The sequence below is a fragment of the Dyadobacter sp. HNCC25DJ183 genome, from assembly GCF_056895175.1.
Genome location: NZ_JBXHAP010000009.1, coordinates 306,819 through 327,710, shown reverse-complemented (window position 1 = coordinate 327,710; position 20,892 = coordinate 306,819). Strand labels below are relative to the sequence as shown.

20 protein-coding genes are annotated in these 20,892 nt (G+C 47.3%); 18 read left to right on the top strand and 2 right to left on the bottom strand.

All coding sequences use genetic code 11. The features are described 5' to 3' along the window. The first annotated feature begins 102 nt into the window (after positions 1-102). The 5 genes from AC1XTG_RS23110 to AC1XTG_RS23090 all read left to right on the top strand — a co-directional run bounded on the left by AC1XTG_RS23110 (position 103) and on the right by AC1XTG_RS23090 (position 5,937). Positions 103-654: a hypothetical protein gene (locus tag AC1XTG_RS23110; protein ID WP_484843610.1), complete on the top strand. Its 552-nt coding sequence runs from the start codon at positions 103-105 to the stop codon at positions 652-654. Positions 655-872: 218 nt separating this feature from the next. Next, complete coding sequence (locus AC1XTG_RS23105; protein ID WP_484843609.1) at positions 873-3,494, top strand: sigma-54-dependent Fis family transcriptional regulator; 2,622 nt, start codon at positions 873-875, stop codon at positions 3,492-3,494. A 195-nt stretch (positions 3,495-3,689) separates the two neighbouring features. After that, positions 3,690-4,430, top strand: a complete 741-nt coding sequence (locus AC1XTG_RS23100) for an SDR family oxidoreductase (RefSeq protein ID WP_484843608.1) — start codon at positions 3,690-3,692, stop codon at positions 4,428-4,430. A 42-nt stretch (positions 4,431-4,472) separates the two neighbouring features. Continuing rightward, positions 4,473-5,228: an SDR family oxidoreductase gene (locus AC1XTG_RS23095; RefSeq protein WP_484843607.1), complete on the top strand. Its 756-nt coding sequence runs from the start codon at positions 4,473-4,475 to the stop codon at positions 5,226-5,228. A gap of 88 nt (positions 5,229-5,316) precedes the next feature. Then, positions 5,317-5,937, top strand: coding sequence for a hypothetical protein (locus AC1XTG_RS23090; protein ID WP_484843606.1), 621 nt, complete (start codon positions 5,317-5,319; stop codon positions 5,935-5,937). A 224-nt stretch (positions 5,938-6,161) separates the two neighbouring features. Here AC1XTG_RS23090 and AC1XTG_RS23085 read toward each other — a convergent pair whose 3' ends face one another. Both AC1XTG_RS23085 and AC1XTG_RS23080 read right to left on the bottom strand, forming a co-directional pair. Beyond that, positions 6,162-6,503, bottom strand: coding sequence for a helix-turn-helix domain-containing protein (locus tag AC1XTG_RS23085; protein ID WP_484843605.1), 342 nt, complete (start codon positions 6,501-6,503; stop codon positions 6,162-6,164). A 187-nt stretch (positions 6,504-6,690) separates the two neighbouring features. Beyond that, on the bottom strand, positions 6,691-7,059 hold the full coding sequence (locus AC1XTG_RS23080; RefSeq protein WP_484843604.1) for a hypothetical protein: 369 nt from the start codon (positions 7,057-7,059) through the stop codon (positions 6,691-6,693). 306 nt (positions 7,060-7,365) lie between these two features. Between AC1XTG_RS23080 and AC1XTG_RS23075 the strand changes: the two genes are divergently transcribed. The 13 genes from AC1XTG_RS23075 to AC1XTG_RS23015 all read left to right on the top strand — a co-directional run bounded on the left by AC1XTG_RS23075 (position 7,366) and on the right by AC1XTG_RS23015 (position 20,870). Further along, positions 7,366-9,021: a carboxylesterase/lipase family protein gene (locus AC1XTG_RS23075; protein WP_484843603.1), complete on the top strand. Its 1,656-nt coding sequence runs from the start codon at positions 7,366-7,368 to the stop codon at positions 9,019-9,021. A gap of 31 nt (positions 9,022-9,052) precedes the next feature. Beyond that, positions 9,053-11,497, top strand: coding sequence for an alpha-L-rhamnosidase-related protein (locus tag AC1XTG_RS23070; protein WP_484843602.1), 2,445 nt, complete (start codon positions 9,053-9,055; stop codon positions 11,495-11,497). 131 nt (positions 11,498-11,628) lie between these two features. Continuing rightward, positions 11,629-12,507, top strand: coding sequence for a helix-turn-helix domain-containing protein (locus tag AC1XTG_RS23065; RefSeq protein ID WP_484843601.1), 879 nt, complete (start codon positions 11,629-11,631; stop codon positions 12,505-12,507). Positions 12,508-12,599: 92 nt separating this feature from the next. Then, entirely contained in the window at positions 12,600-13,136 is a 537-nt protein-coding gene (locus AC1XTG_RS23060) for a hypothetical protein (protein WP_484843600.1), read from the top strand. A gap of 128 nt (positions 13,137-13,264) precedes the next feature. Further along, on the top strand, positions 13,265-14,479 hold the full coding sequence (locus AC1XTG_RS23055; protein ID WP_484843599.1) for an MFS transporter: 1,215 nt from the start codon (positions 13,265-13,267) through the stop codon (positions 14,477-14,479). Between the two features lie 153 nt (positions 14,480-14,632). After that, complete coding sequence (locus AC1XTG_RS23050; protein ID WP_484843598.1) at positions 14,633-15,379, top strand: glucose 1-dehydrogenase; 747 nt, start codon at positions 14,633-14,635, stop codon at positions 15,377-15,379. Between the two features lie 95 nt (positions 15,380-15,474). Next, complete coding sequence (locus tag AC1XTG_RS23045; protein ID WP_484843597.1) at positions 15,475-16,563, top strand: alpha/beta hydrolase; 1,089 nt, start codon at positions 15,475-15,477, stop codon at positions 16,561-16,563. Positions 16,564-16,603: 40 nt separating this feature from the next. Next, the gene (locus tag AC1XTG_RS23040; RefSeq protein ID WP_484843596.1) at positions 16,604-17,107 is read left to right on the top strand and encodes a cyclophilin-like fold protein; all 504 of its coding nucleotides are present in this window, start codon (positions 16,604-16,606) and stop codon (positions 17,105-17,107) included. A gap of 93 nt (positions 17,108-17,200) precedes the next feature. Next, the gene (locus AC1XTG_RS23035) at positions 17,201-17,701 is read left to right on the top strand and encodes a cupin domain-containing protein (protein WP_484843595.1); all 501 of its coding nucleotides are present in this window, start codon (positions 17,201-17,203) and stop codon (positions 17,699-17,701) included. Between the two features lie 181 nt (positions 17,702-17,882). After that, positions 17,883-18,284, top strand: coding sequence for a (R)-mandelonitrile lyase (locus AC1XTG_RS23030; RefSeq protein ID WP_484843594.1), 402 nt, complete (start codon positions 17,883-17,885; stop codon positions 18,282-18,284). Between the two features lie 20 nt (positions 18,285-18,304). Then, a complete protein-coding gene (locus AC1XTG_RS23025; protein WP_484843593.1) occupies positions 18,305-18,505 on the top strand; it encodes a hypothetical protein in 201 nt (66 codons plus the stop codon). A gap of 27 nt (positions 18,506-18,532) precedes the next feature. After that, complete coding sequence (locus AC1XTG_RS23020; RefSeq protein WP_484843592.1) at positions 18,533-19,552, top strand: PQQ-dependent sugar dehydrogenase; 1,020 nt, start codon at positions 18,533-18,535, stop codon at positions 19,550-19,552. 538 nt (positions 19,553-20,090) lie between these two features. Next, entirely contained in the window at positions 20,091-20,870 is a 780-nt protein-coding gene (locus AC1XTG_RS23015; RefSeq protein WP_484843591.1) for an SDR family NAD(P)-dependent oxidoreductase, read from the top strand. Positions 20,871-20,892 lie beyond the last annotated feature (22 nt).

Here is a 20,892-nt window from a genome sequence, read left to right as displayed (position 1 = left end):
CCACTTGATCGTTTTTGGCGATGAACTCGATCGAAAAAATGAGTTTAGACGATTAACTTTTGCGTCGGACATTTGGATTATCAAACAAAAACAAAACAGATCATGGAAATCAAACAAACCACTGCCAATGCATTGTCTCATGTTGTAGCCAAAGCTATCATCAACGCGCCCATCGAAAAAGTGAACATTGCTGATTGGCTGCTAAACCTGCCTGATGCCGAATATCAAAAATGTTCCGTCAACCATATCGCTGCAGGGGCTACGAGGACATACGACGGTCAGCCGATGTCGATCAATGTCGAGATGATCGGCGAGGCATTGGTAATCCAGCATTATGTTGCGACCGAATTCCGTGCCGACTATTGTCGAATGCTCTCGCAGTCTGATGTGATCAGCCAGAACGGACGCAGCAAAGTTCAGGTGCTTTGGGAGCTGAAAGCCACCAGAATTGATGATCAGCGTTGTGAATACACCAATGAAATTCACGCGACGGCTACGCCGGAGTTTTTGGAATTCATTGACAAACACGGCATAACCCTTGCACAGGCAGCCGCAGCGCGCCAGGCCGCATCCGATCTTCACAACCAGGAAGAAACGCCACTGTTTGCAAAAAGTATTGAAGCAAAAGCGCTGAATGGCATTTATGGATTCTAAGTAAAAACATGGAAATGATTTTGGGAATTTTGGACTAGAACCCCGTCCCTGGCCTGTGCATTAATTATGTTTTCAAGTGAATCCATTCTTGGCTGTTTTATATCTTTGGTTGATTTGTTTTATTGATGTAAAGCACGCTTAGTTGCGGATTTTAACCGCCGGACAATTTGGCGCAGATGGCGGACAAATCAGCTTAAATTCAGATATTCCTCAGACATATGGAACAGTGCTCGAATCCCTATCAAAACAACAATATCCATACAAATCTTGAATGGGAACGGCAGCTGCTGCTTGATCTGGGCAACGATATCACCAAAGTGCGCGACAAGAATGATTTGATCGTTCTGTTTTCTGAGCGGATCAAGTCGTTATTCCATTTTACGCATACCATTGTTACCTTGATTGACCGCAAGGATGAGACCTACAAGCCATTTTTACTGGATCACCGCGCATCAGCCATTAAGGACCATCCCGAATATGATGATATGGTCAAGGCGTGTTTTCCGCTTGACGAGCCCTTCATCGAATCGGTTTTGGCAGCGGACAGCCCCGTCGATTTTTACCTGGCTGATCTGGTGGATGCGCCGCAAAGCCCGGCATTCCTTCGCGTAAACTTTGAGAAAGGCATCCGGCATGTGCTGATGACAACGCTCCGGACCGGCGACCAGCCGATCGGATTTATCCATATTTACACCGATCGGGAAGATGGGTTTTCGCAAGAATTCAAGGACATTGTGCAAAGGATCACACCGCAATTGTCTAGCGCGGTTTCAAACATTATCAAAAATGAAGAAATCACGCAAAAGGAAAATGAAAAGTCATTCCTGCTTGATTTTAGCAATGATATGACGGCAGTCCGGACTAGGGAAGATCTGGCCATCGTCGTTAAAATAGCCTTGCGGAAGCTGAACCCTGACGGAGGCTATGTGATCCGCAAGATCAATGAAGATGGCGAAACAATGTCTGCTTACCTGTACGATACCGGCGCTTCTGCATTCGATCCGGCATTGCTGGCGCTGGTGCTTGCTGAGAAATACCCGATTAATGACGGGCTCCAAAACCGTATCCTGGATAGCTACATTCCGTTGCTTTTCAATGTTGGTCGCGAGTTGCAGAGAGGCTATAAGCTGTCCTACCTGGATCTTTGGCAAAATATGGGTTTCAAAACAATGGTGGGCATTGCCCTGCGGAATGGTAACACGAATATTGGTCTGCTCTGGCTGAGCATTGACGAGATCAACATTCCGATCCTGCAGGGCATCTGCTCGCAGATTGCCATTGCCATGGGCAACATTATGGCCAACGAGGACATTCTGCGTCGCCAGGCTGAGCAGCAGCTGATGCTAGCATTTTCAAAAGATATCACGGGTGTTAAGTCCAAATCGGACCTGGATCACGTCATTTCCAGTGTTTTGCAGGGCCTCTTTAATACCCGGGTCGCCGTTTTGTATTTGCTGGCAGAAGACCAGGTTACCCTGCGGCCTTACCTTTTCGATCGGCAGTTTTTCCAGGAAGATGAGGTTGAAGAAAATGAGGAATTTTACTCCTTGAATATCAATGAGCAGCATATAAAACAGGTTTTCGAAAGCAGCCAGCCCATTTTGCTGGACATTGATGAAAACCTGGAAGCGAAGTGCCTAAAACTGTCCGTCCAGCGTGAGCAGCGCGGCCTCAATAGCGTATATGCATCGGCGCTCAGATTGGGTGAACAGAATCTGGGGATGGTTTGGATGCTGGGTGAGCAAATCAGTGGGCCGCTTTTGCAAGGCATTTGCGCCCAGATTTCGACGGCGGTATCCAATGTGCTTGCGCACGAACAAATCCTGCATTTGAAAAAGCAGCTGGAAGACGAAAATGATTACCTCAAACAGCAGCTCGACAGGGATTTTGAGGAGATCGTCGGTGGTGGCGAGGCCATGCAGCAGGTGTACCGTCTGATTTCCCTGGTGGCTGAAAGCAACTCGACGGTGCTGCTGCTGGGCGAGACGGGTACTGGCAAGGAGCTGATAGCAAAGGCTGTGCATAACGCATCTGCCCGAAAAGAAAAGCTGATGATCAAAGTCAATTGCGCTGCCATGCCAGCCAGCCTGATCGAGAGCGAGTTGTTTGGGCATGAGCGTGGCGCATTCACAGGAGCCGTCGAGCGGCGCATCGGCAAATTTGAGCTGGCCAATAACAGCACCCTGTTTCTGGACGAAGTTGGGGAGATGCCGCTGGAAGCACAGGTGAAGTTGCTGCGGGTAGTGCAAGAAAAGGAAATGGAGCGCGTAGGTGGCAAAACCACAATAAAATTAAACGTCCGGATCATAGCGGCCACCAACCGCGACCTGGAAGCCGAAGTGAAAGCGGGCCGGTTCCGCTCGGACTTGTATTACCGTTTAAATGTTTTCCCCATTAAGCTGCCAGCGCTTCGCAACCGCCGCGAAGATATCGAAAGCCTTGCCGGATTTTTCCTATCCAAATTCAGCAAAAGCATCGGCAAGAAAACCATGAAACTCTCAGCCAATGCGTTGCGGCAATTACAGGCCTACTTGTGGCCCGGCAACGTGCGTGAACTCGAACACCTCATTGAGCGCTCAGTGATACTAGCGACAGGTCCGATGATCAGCGAGTTTTTCTTGCCGCAGGCAATGGTGACAACGACCGATGAGCAGACGATGCAATCCGATTTACCATTGGAGGAAGTCGAGCGCATGCACATCATACAAGTCCTGCGCCGGTGCGGCGGCAAAATTTCCGGCATCGGGGGCGCCGCGGATATTCTGGGCATCCCCGGCAACACCCTTCATTCTAAAATGCGCAAGCTCGGCATTTCAAAGTCTCATTACTACGCTCATTGAGCCCTTTCATCAGGCAGGACACTTCGTGTCTTCTCATCAAATAAGGTGATGCTTTTCATGCTTTCACTAAATAAAGTGAAAATCAGAAGGAGTTATTTTAATTATAGATCTGATAATCAAATTGTTACCTAATTGGCATTGAAATGGAAAGTTTAGAATCATCTGTAAGATTTTAAATTTAAACATTTCAGAACCATGAAAATTGTAATTGTTGGCGGCACGGGGTTAATCGGATCCAAGGTTAGCGATAAACTCCGGCTGTTGGGCCATCAGGTAGTCGTAGCTGCTCCTTCAACGGGGATTGATGCACTGACAGGTGAAGGACTTGCTGAGGCTATGAAGGATGCCGAGGTGGTGGTTGACCTGTGCAACTCGGCTTCTCCCGAGGAAGATACTGCCATTAATTTCTTCCGTACAGCCGGTAAAAATCTGGCTGTGGCAGAAATGTCGGCTGGCGTAAAACATCACCTTGTTCTTTCGATCGTAGGAACCGACCGAGCCTTGTACATCGGTTACCTGCGCGCTAAAAAAGAACAGGAGGATATCGTCAAAGCGTCCGGTATCCCGTACACCATCATCCGCGCGACGCAGTTCCACGAACACATCACGACATTGATCACAGCCCAATCCGACGAGGAAGCCATCCACATTTCCACCGTGGACTATCAACCCATTGCGGCAGAAGACGTGGCCGAGTTGGTAAGCCGGCTCGCATTGGAAGAACCTAAAAATACAACGGTGGAGATCGCAGGGCCAGACCTGGCGCCCATGAACGAGTTCGTCAGCCATTATCTTTCTGCTAAAGGCGGGGAAAAGCCTTTGAAAGTAAACGACGACAATAAGTACATGTTCTTCGAAATTCCCAAATCCCTGTTGGTCCCTCAGGGCGACTTTTCCCCTGGCGCAATCCGGTTCAGCGACTGGATTAAGCAATAATCAAAGCTTTTCCATTTTAAAAAATTCATAAAACCAAAAATCATGAAAATTGTAATTATAGGTGGCACAGGCCTGATCGGCTCCAACGTCACTAAAAAACTTCGTCAGCTTGGCCACACTGTCATAGCGGGATCACCTTCCACCGGCATCAACGCACTCACCGGCGAAGGCCTTTCGGATGCACTTGAAAATACGGATGTGGTCGTTGACCTTTCCAACTCTCCTTCATTCGACGAGGGGCCGGCCATCCATTTCTTTCAGACCGTGGGCCGCAACATTTTGTCGGCCGAGCTGAATGCAGGTATCAAACACCATTTGATCCTGTCCATTGTAGGTACACACATGATGGAAGGTATGGGGTATATGAAGGCCAAGAAAATCCAGGAAGACTTGGTAAAAAGCTCCGGCGTACCGTATACCATCGTCCGCAGCACCCAGTTCCAGGAATTTGTGCCGACGATTGCTGCCGGAGGCACGCAAGAGAATGAAGTCCACATTTCAAAAATTGACTTCCAGCCCATCGCTGCCGAGGAAGTAGCGCTCTTCATCACCCGTTTTGCGGTATCTAAGCCTGCCAACGGAACTGTCGAGATTGCTGGCCCTGACCGTAGGCCTATGAATGAGTTTGTCGAGAAGTATGTCAAGGCAACTGACGCTGGCAAAACAGTTGTGGCTAACGACAGCAATGAATACTTCGGTTTGGCAGTGCCGCGATCGACTTTGGTACCGGAAGGAAATGCGTATCTGGGGGAAACGCAGTTTGAGGAGTATCTTCGGTCTCTTTCGCCCCAGGCCTGACAACCTTGTAGTTTTTGGATTGTCCTGATTATGCACGGTTGGTAGCAATTGCCGACCGTGCTTTTAAAGAACCTCGATTGCGTATCTCATGAACATTCAAAACGATAGAAGGGCATTGGTAAAATCCCTGCATTACATATCCGGTGTTACATTGTCGGTTTTTATAGCATTTCACTTACTAAACCATCTCTTTGCACTGGATAGACCAGAAAAACATATCCAGGTTATGGAGCAGTTCCGGCTCGTTTATAGACATCCGATTGTGGAAACGCTGCTATTGCTGGTCGTTTTATTCCAGATCGCTACGGGCATCAGATTAATTTACAAACGGGATGCCCAGGCGATTGCCGAGAAAATCCAGGTGTATTCCGGCTTTTACCTTTCGTTTTTCCTCATTGCCCACGTAGGGGCTGTTCTTTCCGCTCGGTACATCGAGCACCTGGACACCAATTTCTATTTTGCAGCGGCTGGGCTTAACTACTATCCTGCAACTTTTATTTTTATACCCTACTATTTCCTGGCCGTGGCCTCAATCAGTTTGCACGTTTCCGCGATTCATTATTTGAAGACTAAATCGAAACAAACAGCTGTTGGTATTGCTGTCGTCGGGATAGCGACTTCATTTATAATCGTACTAGCGTTTACGAATAATTTTAAATGGCTTGACATGCCACTACCGTACGAGCAGTTCATTCGGGCTTTAATTTGAATCATCTCAAAATTATAATTGCTGTTTTGCGATTTCGAGCGATAGATTATATCTGTGACACTGCATCTTAATTTATTCGGTGGTTTAAACGTAATTTGGTTTTAGAAAAGTGAATCCCTCAAAATTGAGCTTACTGGGGTTGAAAGCTCCTTTAAAGTACAGGAAATTAAATGGGATACACGTTTAACTGTTACTTTCGTTCACAAAATACCAGACGGGTGTTTTCAATTTTGATGCCGAAATTCATGAGGTGTAACCCCAGTCTTTTGCTTGAAAAGATGGATAAAATGCTGTTGATATTTGAAACCAAGCTGATGGCCAATTTTCCTAATTGACGCGTTTCCTTCAAACATTCTAAGTTTTGCTTCTTCGATAACTGCAAACTGCAAAAGGTCCAGTGCGGTGCTACCAGTTTCCATTTTAATAAGGTCGCCAAAATAGTTAGTGGAAAGGTCAAGTTTCTCGGCGCAGTATGCCACTGTTGGCAGGCCTAAAAGCTGTGTTTTTCCCGTTTTAAAATAGTCGTCCAAGAGCGCTGCGAACCTTACCAAAATGTCTCTGTTCACATGCGTTCGGGTAATAAATTGTCGATCATAAAACCGCATACAGTAATTGAGCAGCAACTCGATATTATTGACAATCAGCGTTTTGCTGTGATTGTCAATATTTTGGTTTATTTCAACAGCGATTTTTCGAAGGCAATCCAAAATTACATTTCCTTCTCTTTTAGACAGGTGAAGCGCTTCCCTAGCCTCATAAGAGAAGAAAGTGTAATCCCTTTATACTGTTTTCCAAAAGACTCCCCACTAGCAGGTCCATATTAAAAATAAGCCAATAGCCTGACGGCTTGGTCATGATATCATTGTCGTCGACATCGTAGACTTGTCCAGGCGCGACAAAGATCAAAGTACCGTTATCATAATCATATGGCTGGCATCCATAGTCTATATCACCACACTCAAGGTTTTTAAAAAATATCGCATAGACGCCCATGCAACCTCTAAATTCCCGGACAGCCGAAATTTCATCAAAATTGATAATGCTTACCAATGGGTGAAACGTCTCAACTCCAATCCAGGCATTGTAGTCCTTAACCGTATCAATTCTTTTAATTTGATCCATAGTATTTGGGTTTTCCATCCAAATGTACTAATCAGAATTTCCATGAGTTTAGCGGGAAGGCATAATCAGTAAAACTGGTAAATGAAACCGTAAAATGGATAAAAACAGATTCGGGCCGGGCTACAATATTTGTACTATGAGAAGTAAGCTCTAATCATTCTGTAGTCTGACATATTATTTATGATAAGTATTTCTTATCACTATGTAAGTAATCGCTATTAGACTTTTTCTGTATTATCTTGTATTCTTGCCATTCGTGCATCTTGCAGATTTTCAATCCAACCAGCCTTTTTGATTACTATGAACATGATTGACAGAAGACTTTTTCTAACCCAACTTTCGCTTGCAGGCGCAGTGGCCGCAACGGCAGGATTTGGTTTTACGGTAGCACGCAGGCCTGACGAATATATTGAAGCCGAGATCAATACGGGAAAAATAAAAGGGGTACGAAATGATGGTGTAAATGTATTCAAAGGTGTTCCGTATGGTGGTAAGATATCTGGGGATCGAAGGTTTCGACGCCCGGCACCATTGCAGCCGTGGAAAGGTGTAAGAGATGCTACCCTGTTTGGCGCGCCGGCTATTCAACCGCCCAGACGCAATGAGCCCGCGCCTTCGGAAGATTGTCTGTTTCTAAATGTATGGACACCGGCGAATGATAACAAAAAGCGGCCGGTCATGTTTTACAGTCACGGAGGCGGTTTTGTAGGTGGATCGGGCGCATCCCAGGGGCAAGATGGGTCTAACCTTGCACGAAACTTTGATGTTGTTGTCGTGCAAACCAATCACCGTTTGGGCTTGCTAGGCTTTCTTTATCTGGATGAAATCGCGGGCCCGGACTATGCAGGTTCAGGCAACATGGGCATGCTCGACATTGCCGACGGGTTAAAATGGGTTAATCAGAACATCGCCCAGTTTGGCGGTGATCCTGATAATGTCATGATCTTTGGGGAATCGGGTGGCGGAGCCAAAACATCTTGCTTGTATACGATGCCAGCGGCCGCGCCTTACTTTAATAAAGCTTCGATTGAAAGCGGCCCGGGCGTACGGATGACAACGAAAGAAACGGCAGCAGAGACAACGGCGATGCTTTTGAAAGAGCTTAATATAGCTCCCAAAGATTGGAAGAAATTACTCGACGTTCCGGCTGCGGATTTGCTGGTCATGCAGGCCAAGTTGCCATTTGTCCCACCATTTATTGAAAAAAACAACAATCGGGAAGCTATGCAGCGCAATGCGGGTGGTTTCGGCCCGGTCGTGGACGGCGTTGTGCTGCCGCAGCATCCATTTGATCCCATTGCGCCTGAAATTTCCAGAAATAAACCTTTGCTTGTCGGCTGGAATGAGGATGAACATACTTTTTTTGCATGGGAAAGGAAGGATACCGAATCTTTTAAAATTGACTTTGAGGGCCTGAAAAAGAAACTTGAACCCCGCTATGGTGAAAACACCGATAAGCTGATCGAAACTTACCGAAAAGCTAATCCCAAAGCTTCGGCACCGGATATTTTTGTGGCGATCTCCTCTATTGCGATGATGGGCCTTGGCTCAGTGACCATTGCGGAAAGAAAAGTCAAACAAGGAGGGGCGCCGGTTTACCTTTACAACTTCGGTTATAAATCAGAGAAGAAAATTCCTGGCACGGATTACGCCATGGGCACGCCGCATGCGATGGACATTTCTTTCAAATTTAACAATGAGATCCCGCCGCGCGACGGGTCTGCGCCTAAGGAAAGTTTCTTCGGAGGAAATAACCCCGACCGTTTTGTGGCTTCCCACCATTTTGCAGAGCTCTGGACCACATTTGCAAAAACAGGCAAGCCAGCCGCCAAAGATGTGCCTGATTGGCCTGCTTACAACCTGACAGACCGTCCTACCATGCGCATTGATACAAAATGCGAGGTCATCAACGACCGTTTCGCCCAGGAGCTAGCCACGTGGCGGTCACTCGGTAAAGTTTAGCAGTTGTCCGCTTTTTTGTGTAAAACTCGAAATGAGATTGAAAATATTTGTTTCCCTGCTGGCTTCCTGTTTGTTCATCGCGCATTTGCACGCGCAGCCGACCGCGGCCAAGCTAAGCGCAGATCTTTTACAAAAACCCTGGAAAGCGCAGTGGATCACCGGGCCCGGCAGGCCTATCAACCGTTTTACCGCATCTTCGGATTTAAGCCTGAAAGATTACGGGATCTATAAATTCAGAAAAACAATCGAGCTGGCTTCCAAACCTGCCTCATTCGTCGTGCACGTTTCGGGGGATAACCGTTACAAGCTGTTCGTTAATGGCAAGCATGTCTCGCAGGGCCCGGCCAGGGGCGATCTGTATTTCTGGAATTTTGAAACCTTTGACATTGCGCCATTTCTGAATGCCGGTAGCAACATTGTTTCCGCCGTTGTCTGGAATGAAGGCCGCTCCAAACCTGAGTCGCAGATCTCTTACCTGACCGGGTTTATCCTGCAGGGAAACACAGCGGCCGAAGAAATCCTGAATACCAATGAAAGCTGGAAAACGATCAAAGATGAAAGTTACCAGTCACTTTCAGTAAAGGTTCCCGGCTATTATGTGGCCGGTCCGGCTGAGCTGGTGGATATGAACAGCCATGTAAGCGGCTGGGAAAAGGCAGGATATGATGATAGCAAATGGGTGAAAGCAAGGCAGATCGGCCCGGGTGTGACCAAGGATGCAGCCGTGAATTCATCAGGCTGGATGCTGGTACAATCACAGATCCCGCAGATGGAAATGAGTGTTCAGCGCCTTTCGGCAACCCGAAAATCCGAAGGAATGCAGGTTCCGGCAGAGTTTCCGGCAATAAAAAAAAGCATAACGATAGCGGCAAACACGAAGGCGACGATCCTGCTTGACCAGGGATTTCTGACCAATGCTTACCCGACGCTTGAATTCAGTGGCGGCAAAGAGGCCGGCATTTCAATGGGATATTCAGAAGGACTTTACATCGGCAAAAAAGAGGTTCTGAAAAGCCCCCGGCTGCCCATGCTTCCCAAAGGCAACCGCAATGAAATCGACGAAAAGATATTTGTCGGCAGGACCGACAGCATTCGGTCAAGCGGCGGCGCAAGCCAGCAATATACACCGTTGAGCTGGCGGACATACCGCTACATTCAGCTGGTGATCCAGACCAAGGCGGATCCATTGGTGATCGATGACATCTACGGCACCTTCACAGGCTATCCTTTTGAGCAAAAAGCAAAGCTTGTAAGCCAGAACCCTGAAATGAGCAAGATGATGGAAATCGGCTGGCGTACCGCGCGTCTTTGCGCGTTTGAAACCTACATGGATTGTCCCTACTATGAGCAGCTGCAATACATTGGCGATGCCCGGATCCAGGCGCTGGTCTCGGTGTACAATGCCGGCGACGACCGGATGGTGCGCAACGCACTGACCTTAATGGATCATTCGCGCATTGCCGAAGGCATTACATTGAGCCGATACCCCACAGACCTGCACCAGCAAATCCCGACATTCTCGCTTTGGTGGGTGGCCATGCTGCACGATTATTACATGTACCGGCTGGACAGTCTGTTTATCAAAGACAAACTTCCTGGCGCCAGGCAGGTGCTCTCTTTTTTCGAGCGTTACCAGCAGGCCGACGGCTCTTTGAAAAACGTGCCCTACTGGGTTTTCACCGATTGGTCACAGGGAAAAGGGTGGGATTTTGGGATGGCTCCAACCGGCAAAAATGGAGAATCGGCCGTGCTGGATATGCAGCTGCTGTGGACTTACCAGCTCGCGTCAGATCTGGAAGAGAATCTGGGATTAAAAGAGCTCGCGGCCCATTACCGCAGCCGGGCTGCACAGCTTAAAAAGACGATTCAAAGCAAATATTGGGATGCTGGCAAAGGGCTTTTTGCCAATACTCCTGAAAAAGATAATTACTCGCAGCACGCCAATTCGCTGGCAATCCTGTCGGGCGTCATCCCCCCAACTCAGGCAAAACCTTTAGCCACCAAAATGCTGGCTGACACCAGTCTGGCACCCGCATCGATTTACTTCAAATTCTACCTGCACCAGGCATTGACCAAAGCCGGATTGGGCGATAATTACATGAGCTGGCTGGGCAAATGGCGGGAGAATATGGAGCTTGGCCTGACCACCTGGGCAGAAACTTCTGATGTAAGCACGTCCCGCTCGGATTGCCATGCATGGGGATCAAGTCCGAACATTGAATTTTTCAGGACAATCCTGGGTATTGACAGTGATGCCGCCGGTTTTGCAAAAGTAAGGATTACACCTCATCTGGGTTCAATTACCGATATCAGCGGCCAGATGCCGCATCCGAACGGGACGATTTCAGTAAACTACAAAGTGAAGCAGGGCGCATTGCAAGCAGAGATCAATCTTCCTGAAAAGACTTCGGGCAGCTTCCTCTGGAAGGGGAAATCGATTGCTTTGAAGCCGGGAAAAAATTCGCTTAAAATATAGCCAAGCCATTTTCTGAGTGTTTTTTTTCAAAAAGAACATATACGTTCGGATTATGAATATCAAACAGGCTAGTTTTGACGTTACATCATAAGCTGTTGAACATTTCTGTTTGATAATCATAACCTACAACTATGAAAGATCGTAACATCCCGCCCATCTCCGAATTTGGTACCGAGCTAAGAAACCAGGGATTCAAGGTTTTCGAAATCAAGGCTGGCGAAAATGTAGTCAGGACCTATAACCGGAAGGACTTCTATAAAATCTGCCTTGTTACGGGCCGTAGCCTTGTACAGTACGCCGACCGTGGAATTGAAATTGATGCAAAGACCTTATTCTTTGGCAATCCGCATATCCCCTACTCCTGGGAAATCATCTCAGAGGAATATACCGGTTATACCTGCTTGTTTTCTGAAAGCTTTTTAAAGGTCAATGAACGTTCGGAAAGCCTTCAGGAAAGCCCGCTGTTCAAAATTGGAGGTACTCCCATCTTTACATTGACAGAGGAGCAGCGGAACTTCATTGCTTCGATCTTTCAGAAAATGATTGCTGAAGATGCAACGGGTTATTTGTTTAAACATGACCTGATGCGCAACTATATCAATCTGCTCATCCACGAAGCATTGAAAATGCAGCCAGCCGAGAATTTCTTCAAGCATAAGAATGCGGCTGAACGTACAGCTTCTCTGTTTTTTGACCTTTTGGAAAGACAATTTCCCATCGAAAGCATTGACCAGCCCATGCAGTTTAAAACGGCCCAGGAATTTGCCAACCGGCTTTCGGTGCATGTCAATCATTTAAACCGGTCTGTGAAAGAAATCACAGGCAAGCCTACCAGCGCCCATATTGCGGAGAGGATTATTATGGAGGCCAAAGCGCTGTTGATTCACACCGATTGGACCATTGCCGAAATCGGCTATGCCCTTGGATTTGAATATCCTGCCTACTTCAACAATTACTTCAAAAGGCTCACCGGCAGCGTGCCATCTTCGGTGCGGCTTCAAACTGCGTGATTTCCATAATGATTGGTTTGATTATCATCATGACGTGCCTGTAACCCGGAGCTACCTTTGTAAAAAGAGTTTCAACGAGTTACAGTCCAGTTATGAGAAATTGCAACGCTTCGCCGCCGGAGAACGCTGGCAATACAAAGCAGAAACGTTTTAAGGTTTACAAAACAGGGGTTGGATTAGACATACACCCGGCCTTTACGCGAAGGGATTTTGCTAAAATTTACCTGATCGCCGGCAACGCTTCTATTCGCGCGTGCGGGAAGACCATTTATACCAGTGGGCCCATCCTGCTTTTCGAGCCGCTGGTGCCATATTCTTTGCATGAGATTGTCACCGATACAAGTTTTACCTGCCTTTTTTCCCAAGACCTGCTTCATTCTGAACTGTGTTCAAAAGTTTACCATAAATTGATGGCATTTGCTGCCAGCTCAGAACCTGTTATTTTCAGCTTGGACAGCAAACAAAAGAATTTCATCACGTTTGTGTTTGAGCAAATCATCCTCGAACAGGATACGGCCTATACATTCAGCCATGAGCTGTTCTGCAATTATATGAACCTGATATTTCACGAGGTTCTTAAAAAAACGACTGGGAACAAGACAGGTTACCAGCTATTTCATCTCAATTAATCATAACGCTACTCACCTGCTATAATGCCGGTATTGTTTGATATCCATAACCTATGGTTTGGTAATCATTACTCCGTAAGGGGCTCAGCAAAGTAATTTTGCAACATTCGAATTAATGCTTTACCACTATGAAAGAAGAAAAGTCAATCACTACCATTCAGGAGCCAAAATGGGTTGCAGTGTATTCCATATCATTAGCAGTGGCTGGACTAATCACCTCCGAATTCCTTCCTGTAAGCATTCTCACCCCGATTGCCCGTGACCTTCATGTGACAGAAGGGGTGGCCGGCCAGGCGATCTCGGTAACTGCATTAGTTGCCATGTTTTCCAGTTTATTTACTGCAATGCTGACAAAAAAAATTGACAGGCGGTGGGTACTATTATCGTTTTCGGTGTTACAGATCATTTCAAATATTCTTGTTTCACAGGCATCCTCATTCGGCATTCTGACGGCAGGAAGGGTCTTGCTGGGCATTGCAGTTGGGGGGGGTTGGGCTATGTCCACGGCTACAACGATGCGATTGGTACCGCAGCATCTGATTTCAAAGGCGCTTTCCATCGTTTTTGCGGCTGTTTCATTTGCGACTGTCCTGGCCGCGCCCCTGGGTAGTTTTCTGGATGGGATGATCGGTTGGCGTAATGTATTTCTGCTCGTCTCAGGTATTGGTGTTATTGCTTTTATCTGGCAGGCGTTAGTGCTTCCGCCAATGCCTCCAAGTAGCCCACCACAACTACGAACACTGATTTCAGTAGTTAGGCGGGAGCCTGTGAAGAGGGGAATGCTGGGGGTTACATTTTCATTTGCAGGATATGCAATTTTCTTTACCTATCTGCGCCCATTTCTGGAAAATATTACACATGTGCCGGTGCCCATTCTGACGAACATTCTTTTGATTTACGGTGCTGCCAACTTTTTTGGGGCCATTATCGCCCGGTTTATGATTGACAAAAACCTTTCATTGACCATGGTGACGATGTCTTTTTCGATGTCCATTGTTACTGCCCTGCTCATTTTCCTGGGAGGTAATATGATCCTTGCGTCACTGTTTATCGCCGTGTGGGGCTTTGCGTTTGGAAGTGTCCAGGTAGGCTGGCCAACCTGGATTACCCTTGCAGTTCCTGATGAAGCCGAAAGTGGCGGCAGCGTTCTTGTTGCCACAACCCAGCTTGCCATTACATTGGGTGCAGGCCTGGGTGGGCTGGTATTTGACCACGTAGGGATTGAAGGCACATTCGGGATGGGGAGTTTGGTGTGGCTTTGCGCTGGGTGGGCAATATGGCGTGCCATGAAAGGGCGCGTATGGAAGGCCGCTTCGTCTAGTGGCAGTATGGTGCATTTATGATTTGCCGGCTTGTTTCACTCAATCCCACATCTTGTTTGATATTCATAATATATCGCTTGATATCCATTGGACTTCACAGTGGCAATCCCATTAATTTTGAATAATTGAAAGGCACACAATGGTGCCTAAAATTTCTTCTTAACGGAAATCATCATGAAAGATAAAGTAGCATTTGTAACAGGAGCGGCAAAAGGAATGGGAGAAGCTGCTTTAAGGAGCTTTGCCAAAGCCGGAGCTGCCGTGATCATCGCAGACGTAGATATGGATGCAGCAAACACCCTGGCCCGCGAGCTGACCAGCAGCGGTGCCAGGGCAACGGCTGTGCATTGTGACGTCACAAAAAGTGGAGATGTAAAAGCTGCTATTGAGCAGGCCGTCTCACTTTACGGAAGCCTTGATTTCGCATTCAATAATGCAGGCGTGCAAGCCCGCAATGTTTTCACTGCTGATATGACCGAGCAGGAATATGACCGTGTGATGAATATTAATCTAAAAGGCGTCTGGCTTTGCATGAAATATGAATTGATCCAGATGCAAAAACAGGGGGGCGGGGCGATCGTTAATAATTCATCTATTGGCGGCATTGTCGGCGGCCCCGGACGGGCAGCTTATCATGCCTCTAAACATGGCGTAATCGGCCTTACCAAAAGTGTTGCTGCCGAATATGCAGCCAAAGGCATTCGGATCAATGCCGTCTGTCCGGGTACCATAGACACCCCAATGGTCCAGGAGATGTTCAGCTTGGGAGATTTGTCGGAAGAAGATTCTAAAAAAGGCGCGCCCATTGGCCGCATCGGGAAGCCCCAGGAGATTGCAGATGCAGTACTGTGGCTTTGCAGCCCGCAGTCCAGTTTTGTGATCGGACAGGCATTGACCGTGGACGGAGGCCTGACCATTTAATAATTGGATCTGCCCTGTCAGGCACTTGCCTGATAAGGTGGCTAACAGTTTTGTAACAATGGCAACGTTTAAAACAGCACGATAAAATATTAATAATGAAAAATTTAAAACGGCTCGGCAGTATTGCCTTGGTCATCATTGCAATGATTAACAGTAATAGCACAATAGCACAAGACTTGTCCGATGGCGCTGATAATTTTTATAAAAGTGATAAGGTAATCATCAAAAAGATCACTTTTAAAAATCAGTACAACATGAAGGTAGCGGGCAATCTATTTGTCCCGAAAAACCTGGATCAAACCGAGAAAAATGCCGCCATTATTGTCGGTCACCCGATGGGCGCTGTAAAGGAGCAGAGTGCAAATCTTTATGCCACTAAAATGGCCGAGAAAGGCTTTGTAACCTTATCGCTGGATCTGTCATTCTGGGGAGAAAGCCAGGGGGAGCCGCGCAATGCGGTCGCGCCCGACATTTATGCAGAAGATTTCAGTGCTGCGGTGGATTACCTGGGTACACAGGCGCTTGTGGACCGCGAGCGGATCGGTGTATTGGGGATTTGCGGGAGCGGCAGTTTTGTGATCAGTGCAGCCAAAATCGACCCGCGCATGAAAGCCATTGCAACCGTGAGCATGTATGATATGGGCGCGGCGAACCGCAATGCGCTCAATCATTCCCTGACAGCTGAACAACGCAAAAAAATCATTGAGGACGCCGCCCAGCAGCGTTATGCCGAATTTACCGGCAGTGAGCCCAAGCTTACCGGCGGAACAGTTGACGAGCTTACCAAAGCTTCAAATGCTATCGAACGGGAGTTTTATGATTTCTACCGCACCAGTCGTGGGGAGTATACACCAAAAGGGTACAGTCCTAAACAAACCACACACCCGACACTTGCGAGCAATACCAAGTTTATGAATTTTTATCCTTTTAATGATATTGAGACGATCTCACCCCGTCCGATGCTCTTCATTGCGGGTGAAAAAGCGCATTCGATCGAATTCAGCCAGGATGCATACAAGCTTGCAGGACAGCCTAAGGAGCTGGTGATCGTTCCCGGAGCGGGCCATGTTGATCTTTACGACCGTGTAAATTTGATCCCTTGGGACAAACTGGAATCCTTCTTTAAGAAAAACCTTCATTCCAAAACGGAAGGCACTGTCGGACTGTTGCCTGAAAGAAAGTGATGGCGGAGTATCTGAATAAAAAACACAAATAGCAGAACAGATGAAACAATCAAGAATTATCATTTATCCTTTGCTGGTATTTATTCTGGCGATCATGGCATGTAATTCAGACGGTGGCGTGGACCCAAATTCAGATCCTGAAAATCCCGGGCAGGAAAATCCCGGCGCCGACAGTAGCGTCGTTGACACTTCCAGCAACCGGTTGAAAATCATCGTTGGTACAAGGACATTCAACGCCACGCTAGTTTCGAGCCCCACGGTTTCGGCCTTCAAAGCAAGGCTCCCAATGACGGTGAATATGACTGAATTGAACGGTAATGAAAAGCTCTACAATTTCAGCAGGGCCTTGCCGGCCAATGCCTCCAATCCGCGAAACATTGTAACCGGCGATCTGATGCTTTACGGTTCTGCCACGCTGGTGCTTTTTTACGAGTCGTTTCCGACTTCGTACAGTTATACCAGGCTTGGGAAGATAGACAATCCAGCAGGGCTTGCTGCCGCTTTGGGTAATGGTTCTGTTTCGGTTCGTTTTGAATTGGAGTAAGGATGCTTGGTACCAATTAATGCTTAATTAGTGAACGGTTAGTAGGCTGTTTCCGAGATTTAAAATTTCATATAATCACCTAATAATCAACAAATGGAAAAGACCAGAAATACTATCAAAACTAAGCTATTATTAACCTTGGCTGCAATTGCGCTAATTACCTTTCAAGGCTTCTCGCAGTCAAAAGCTGATGCAGATGTCAAGCAAGCAATTTTTCCTAAAGGTAAACAAGGGCCCGCATCAAATTTTACCGGGAAGGCCTTCAACTATGGGCTACTGGATAGTGATTCGACTTACAATACAGTGGTTGGAAACGTGCTTTTTGAACCGGGCGCCCGCTCAAACTGGCATAAACATCCGGCCGGTCAAATCCTGATCATTACGGCCGGTGAGGGTTATCACCAGATAAAAGGAAAACCGATCGAAAAAATGCGAAAAGGCGATGTCGTGAAATGTCCGCCCAATGTTGAGCATTGGCATGGCGCGAGCCGCGACAGTAGCCTGCATCAGATGTATATTGTACCTAATACTGAAAAAGGGATTGTTGAATGGCTGCAACCAGTTACTGACAAGGAATACAATGCATTTAGATAGCATCGTAATATTCAAAAGTTTATCCTAAGCTAGATGAACAATTGCAAGGCAGGCCTGGCGTTCAGGTCTGTTTTTGCTAAATGAGAAACTTAATCGTCTATTCAAGAGTGACAAAACAACATTGTCTGGACTTTCAACAATATTCAACGAACCAAACAAATTTTAATAGAAATTAGAAATCATGGAAATTATTAGAATAGGATCTCAGCCATCAAGTGCTGGCGCTCGGGATTGGTTTACAGGAACAGTTCGCATTGATGCTTTATTTCAACCAAACGAGTTTAGAAGAGGTCAGGCCGCAAGCGTCACTTTTGAGCCCGGAGCACGTACTGCCTGGCATACCCATCCGCTGGGACAAACGCTCCTTGTTACGTTCGGAGCGGGTTGGGTGCAGCGGGAAGGTGGTAAAGTGGAGCAAATTTTCCCTGGTGACATCGTTTGGTTTAACGCGGGGGAAAAGCATTGGCACGGCGCAACGGCAACTACCGCAATGACCCATATTGCTATCCAGGAACAATTGGACGGAAAAGTCGTCGAGTGGATGGAGAAAGTGGAAGATTCTGATTATACAGTCGGCTCGTGATCGAATCCATACTTAAACTCATGATGATGAACAACCTAAGTTTTTTAAAATTTATCATTTTACTGATCTTGTTGGGAGCCTGCAAACAGGAAAACGAACCCGATACCAATCCACAGCCGGGGTCCGGGCAGAGCAATGATTCTACTTCGGTGGAGGTTAATGCGCCGAATGCCAGATATACTCCGGCTTTTGCAGGCCAGACGCGGATCCGGGGCGTGTGAACTCAAACGCAGTTTACGACTAGGATTGTGACGGATCAGCTCACTAATCCATGGGGCATCACCAGTTTGCCGGATGGAGGGCTGCTAATCACCCAAAAAGGCGGTCAGATGCGGATTGTGAGTACTAATGGAGTGCTTGGTGGTGTAATTACGGGATTGCCTGCGGTTAACGCTTCCGGGCAGGGCGGGTTATTGGGATTATGTCTTGATCCGCAATTTGGATCAAACCGGTTGGTATATTGGGTGTTTTCTGAACCTGTGTCGGGCGGTAGCCTAACTTCTGTGGGACGTGGCCGACTCTCTTCTGATGCAAGCAGGATTGAAAATGCGACGGTAATTTACAGGGCGATGCCATCACACAACGGAAGCGCACATTATGGCGGCCGGATCTTATTTGATCGCACGGGTCATTTGCTGGTGAGCACGGGTGAACGCTCGGATATGGTCACAAGGCCACAATCTCAGTCACTTACTTCGGGTTTGGGTAAGATCGTCAGGATTACGACCGATGGACGCCCCGCGGCAGACAACCCTTTTATCGGCCAAAGCAATGCACGTCCGGAGATTTGGTCACTGGGGCATCGTAATCCGCAGGGATTGGCCATGCACCCGGTCAGTGGGGATTTATGGCAAAGCGAACATGGACCGCGAGGGGGTGATGAAATCAACCGTGTCCAGGCAGGAGGAAATTATGGCTGGCCAACTATAACGTATGGACTGGAATACAGTGGACAGCCAGTTGGTGCAGGCATTCAGCAGCGGGATGGGCTTTTGCAGCCCGCTTATTACTGGGACCCGGTGATTTCACCAAGCGGCATGACATTTTTTAGCGGAAATTCGATCCCGGAATGGGAGAATAACCTTTTTGTAGGCGCGCTGAGTGGCATGCACATAGCGCGACTAGTGATTGAAAATAACCGGATTGTGGGCGAGGAGCGGCTTTTGGTCAGCGAACAGCAGCGTTTTCGGGATATAACCCAGGGACGTGATGGCGCTTTGTATGCCGTGACCGACCAGGGCCGCCTTTACCGGATTGCCTCAAATTAAGGTCGGGCAATGACATTAACGAGATCTTTCGGGTTTCTGCGCCAGCTAGCTGACATGAGCTTGTCAATAGCAACTGGATGGCACTATGTCTGTGGGGTGGATCAAAGGGCCGGGGATCTCGTAAATTTGATAAGTTTATAAGAAGTACAGTTGTAAAGAAAGGTGAGTGTTGATGACGCTCACCTTTTTAGTACATGCGTATATAGTTAAACGTTATTTGTTTGTGATGGCAGTTAATCAAAAAAGCATTGGGCAGAAGCCAGGTCCATTTTTATTTGATCACTCTAAGACCTGCAAATTTTATTTGACTTCTCATTCCGGAAAAGTATTTTCCAGGTTTCATGAAATATCATGTTTGAAATTCATAATGAATAGTTTGATTATCATTACTGGTCTTGCTGGGCAACTATTAGATTTGTTACCAGCAACGGCTGAGTGTCCGCTGAGACGACGCTGGGTTCTGGAAATTGATCTTTAAAAAGCATGAAACCACAGACAAGCGCGTTCGATAATATTAAACTTCATTAGTAGACTAAGGATGGCAAGGGTATTCATTACAGGCTCTGTAGACGGGCTTGGTCAGTTGGCGGCAAATGCCCTGGTCCATAAAGGGCATAGTGTGGTGCTGCATGCACGCAATCGGGAGCGCTCCAAGTATGGCCTGGCCATGGTGCCTGGCGCGGAAGCTGTACTTACCGGTGATTTGTCAAGCATTGAAGAAACAATCAATCTTGCTGCCCAGGTTAACAGACTCGGGAATTTTGATGCCATTATACATAATGCAGGTGTATACCAGATCAAGGAAAGCAAACTGACTCAGGATGGCCTACCACCATTATTTGCTGTTAACAGTCTAGCTCCCTATATCCTGACAGGCCTGATTTCGGACCCAAAGCGTCTTATTTACATCAGTTCTGGTATGCATAAGCAGGCCGACCCTCATTTGGCGGGGTTAAACGGGGATAATCTCAGTATCACTTATTCCGACTCCAAATTTCACAATCTGATCTTGGCCATGGCAGTCGCCCGGCTTCGCCCAGCAATTTATGCTAATGCCGTAGATCCTGGCTGGGTGCCCACCAAGATGGGTGGGCCCGGCGCGCCCGATAATCTGGAAAAAGGCTTTGCCACCCAGGTTTGGCTTGCTGTCAGCAGTGATGATCAAGCAAAAGTATCTGGCAGGTATTTGCATCATCAAAAGCCGGACCGCTACCTGCGCCAGGCTGACCAGGCAGTAATCCAGGAGAAGTTCCTTTCTTTTTGCGAAAACCTGACCGGCATAGCCATACCTGTTGGTGTGAAAGATGTCATTTCCTGATCGGGATGGAATTGAATCTTTT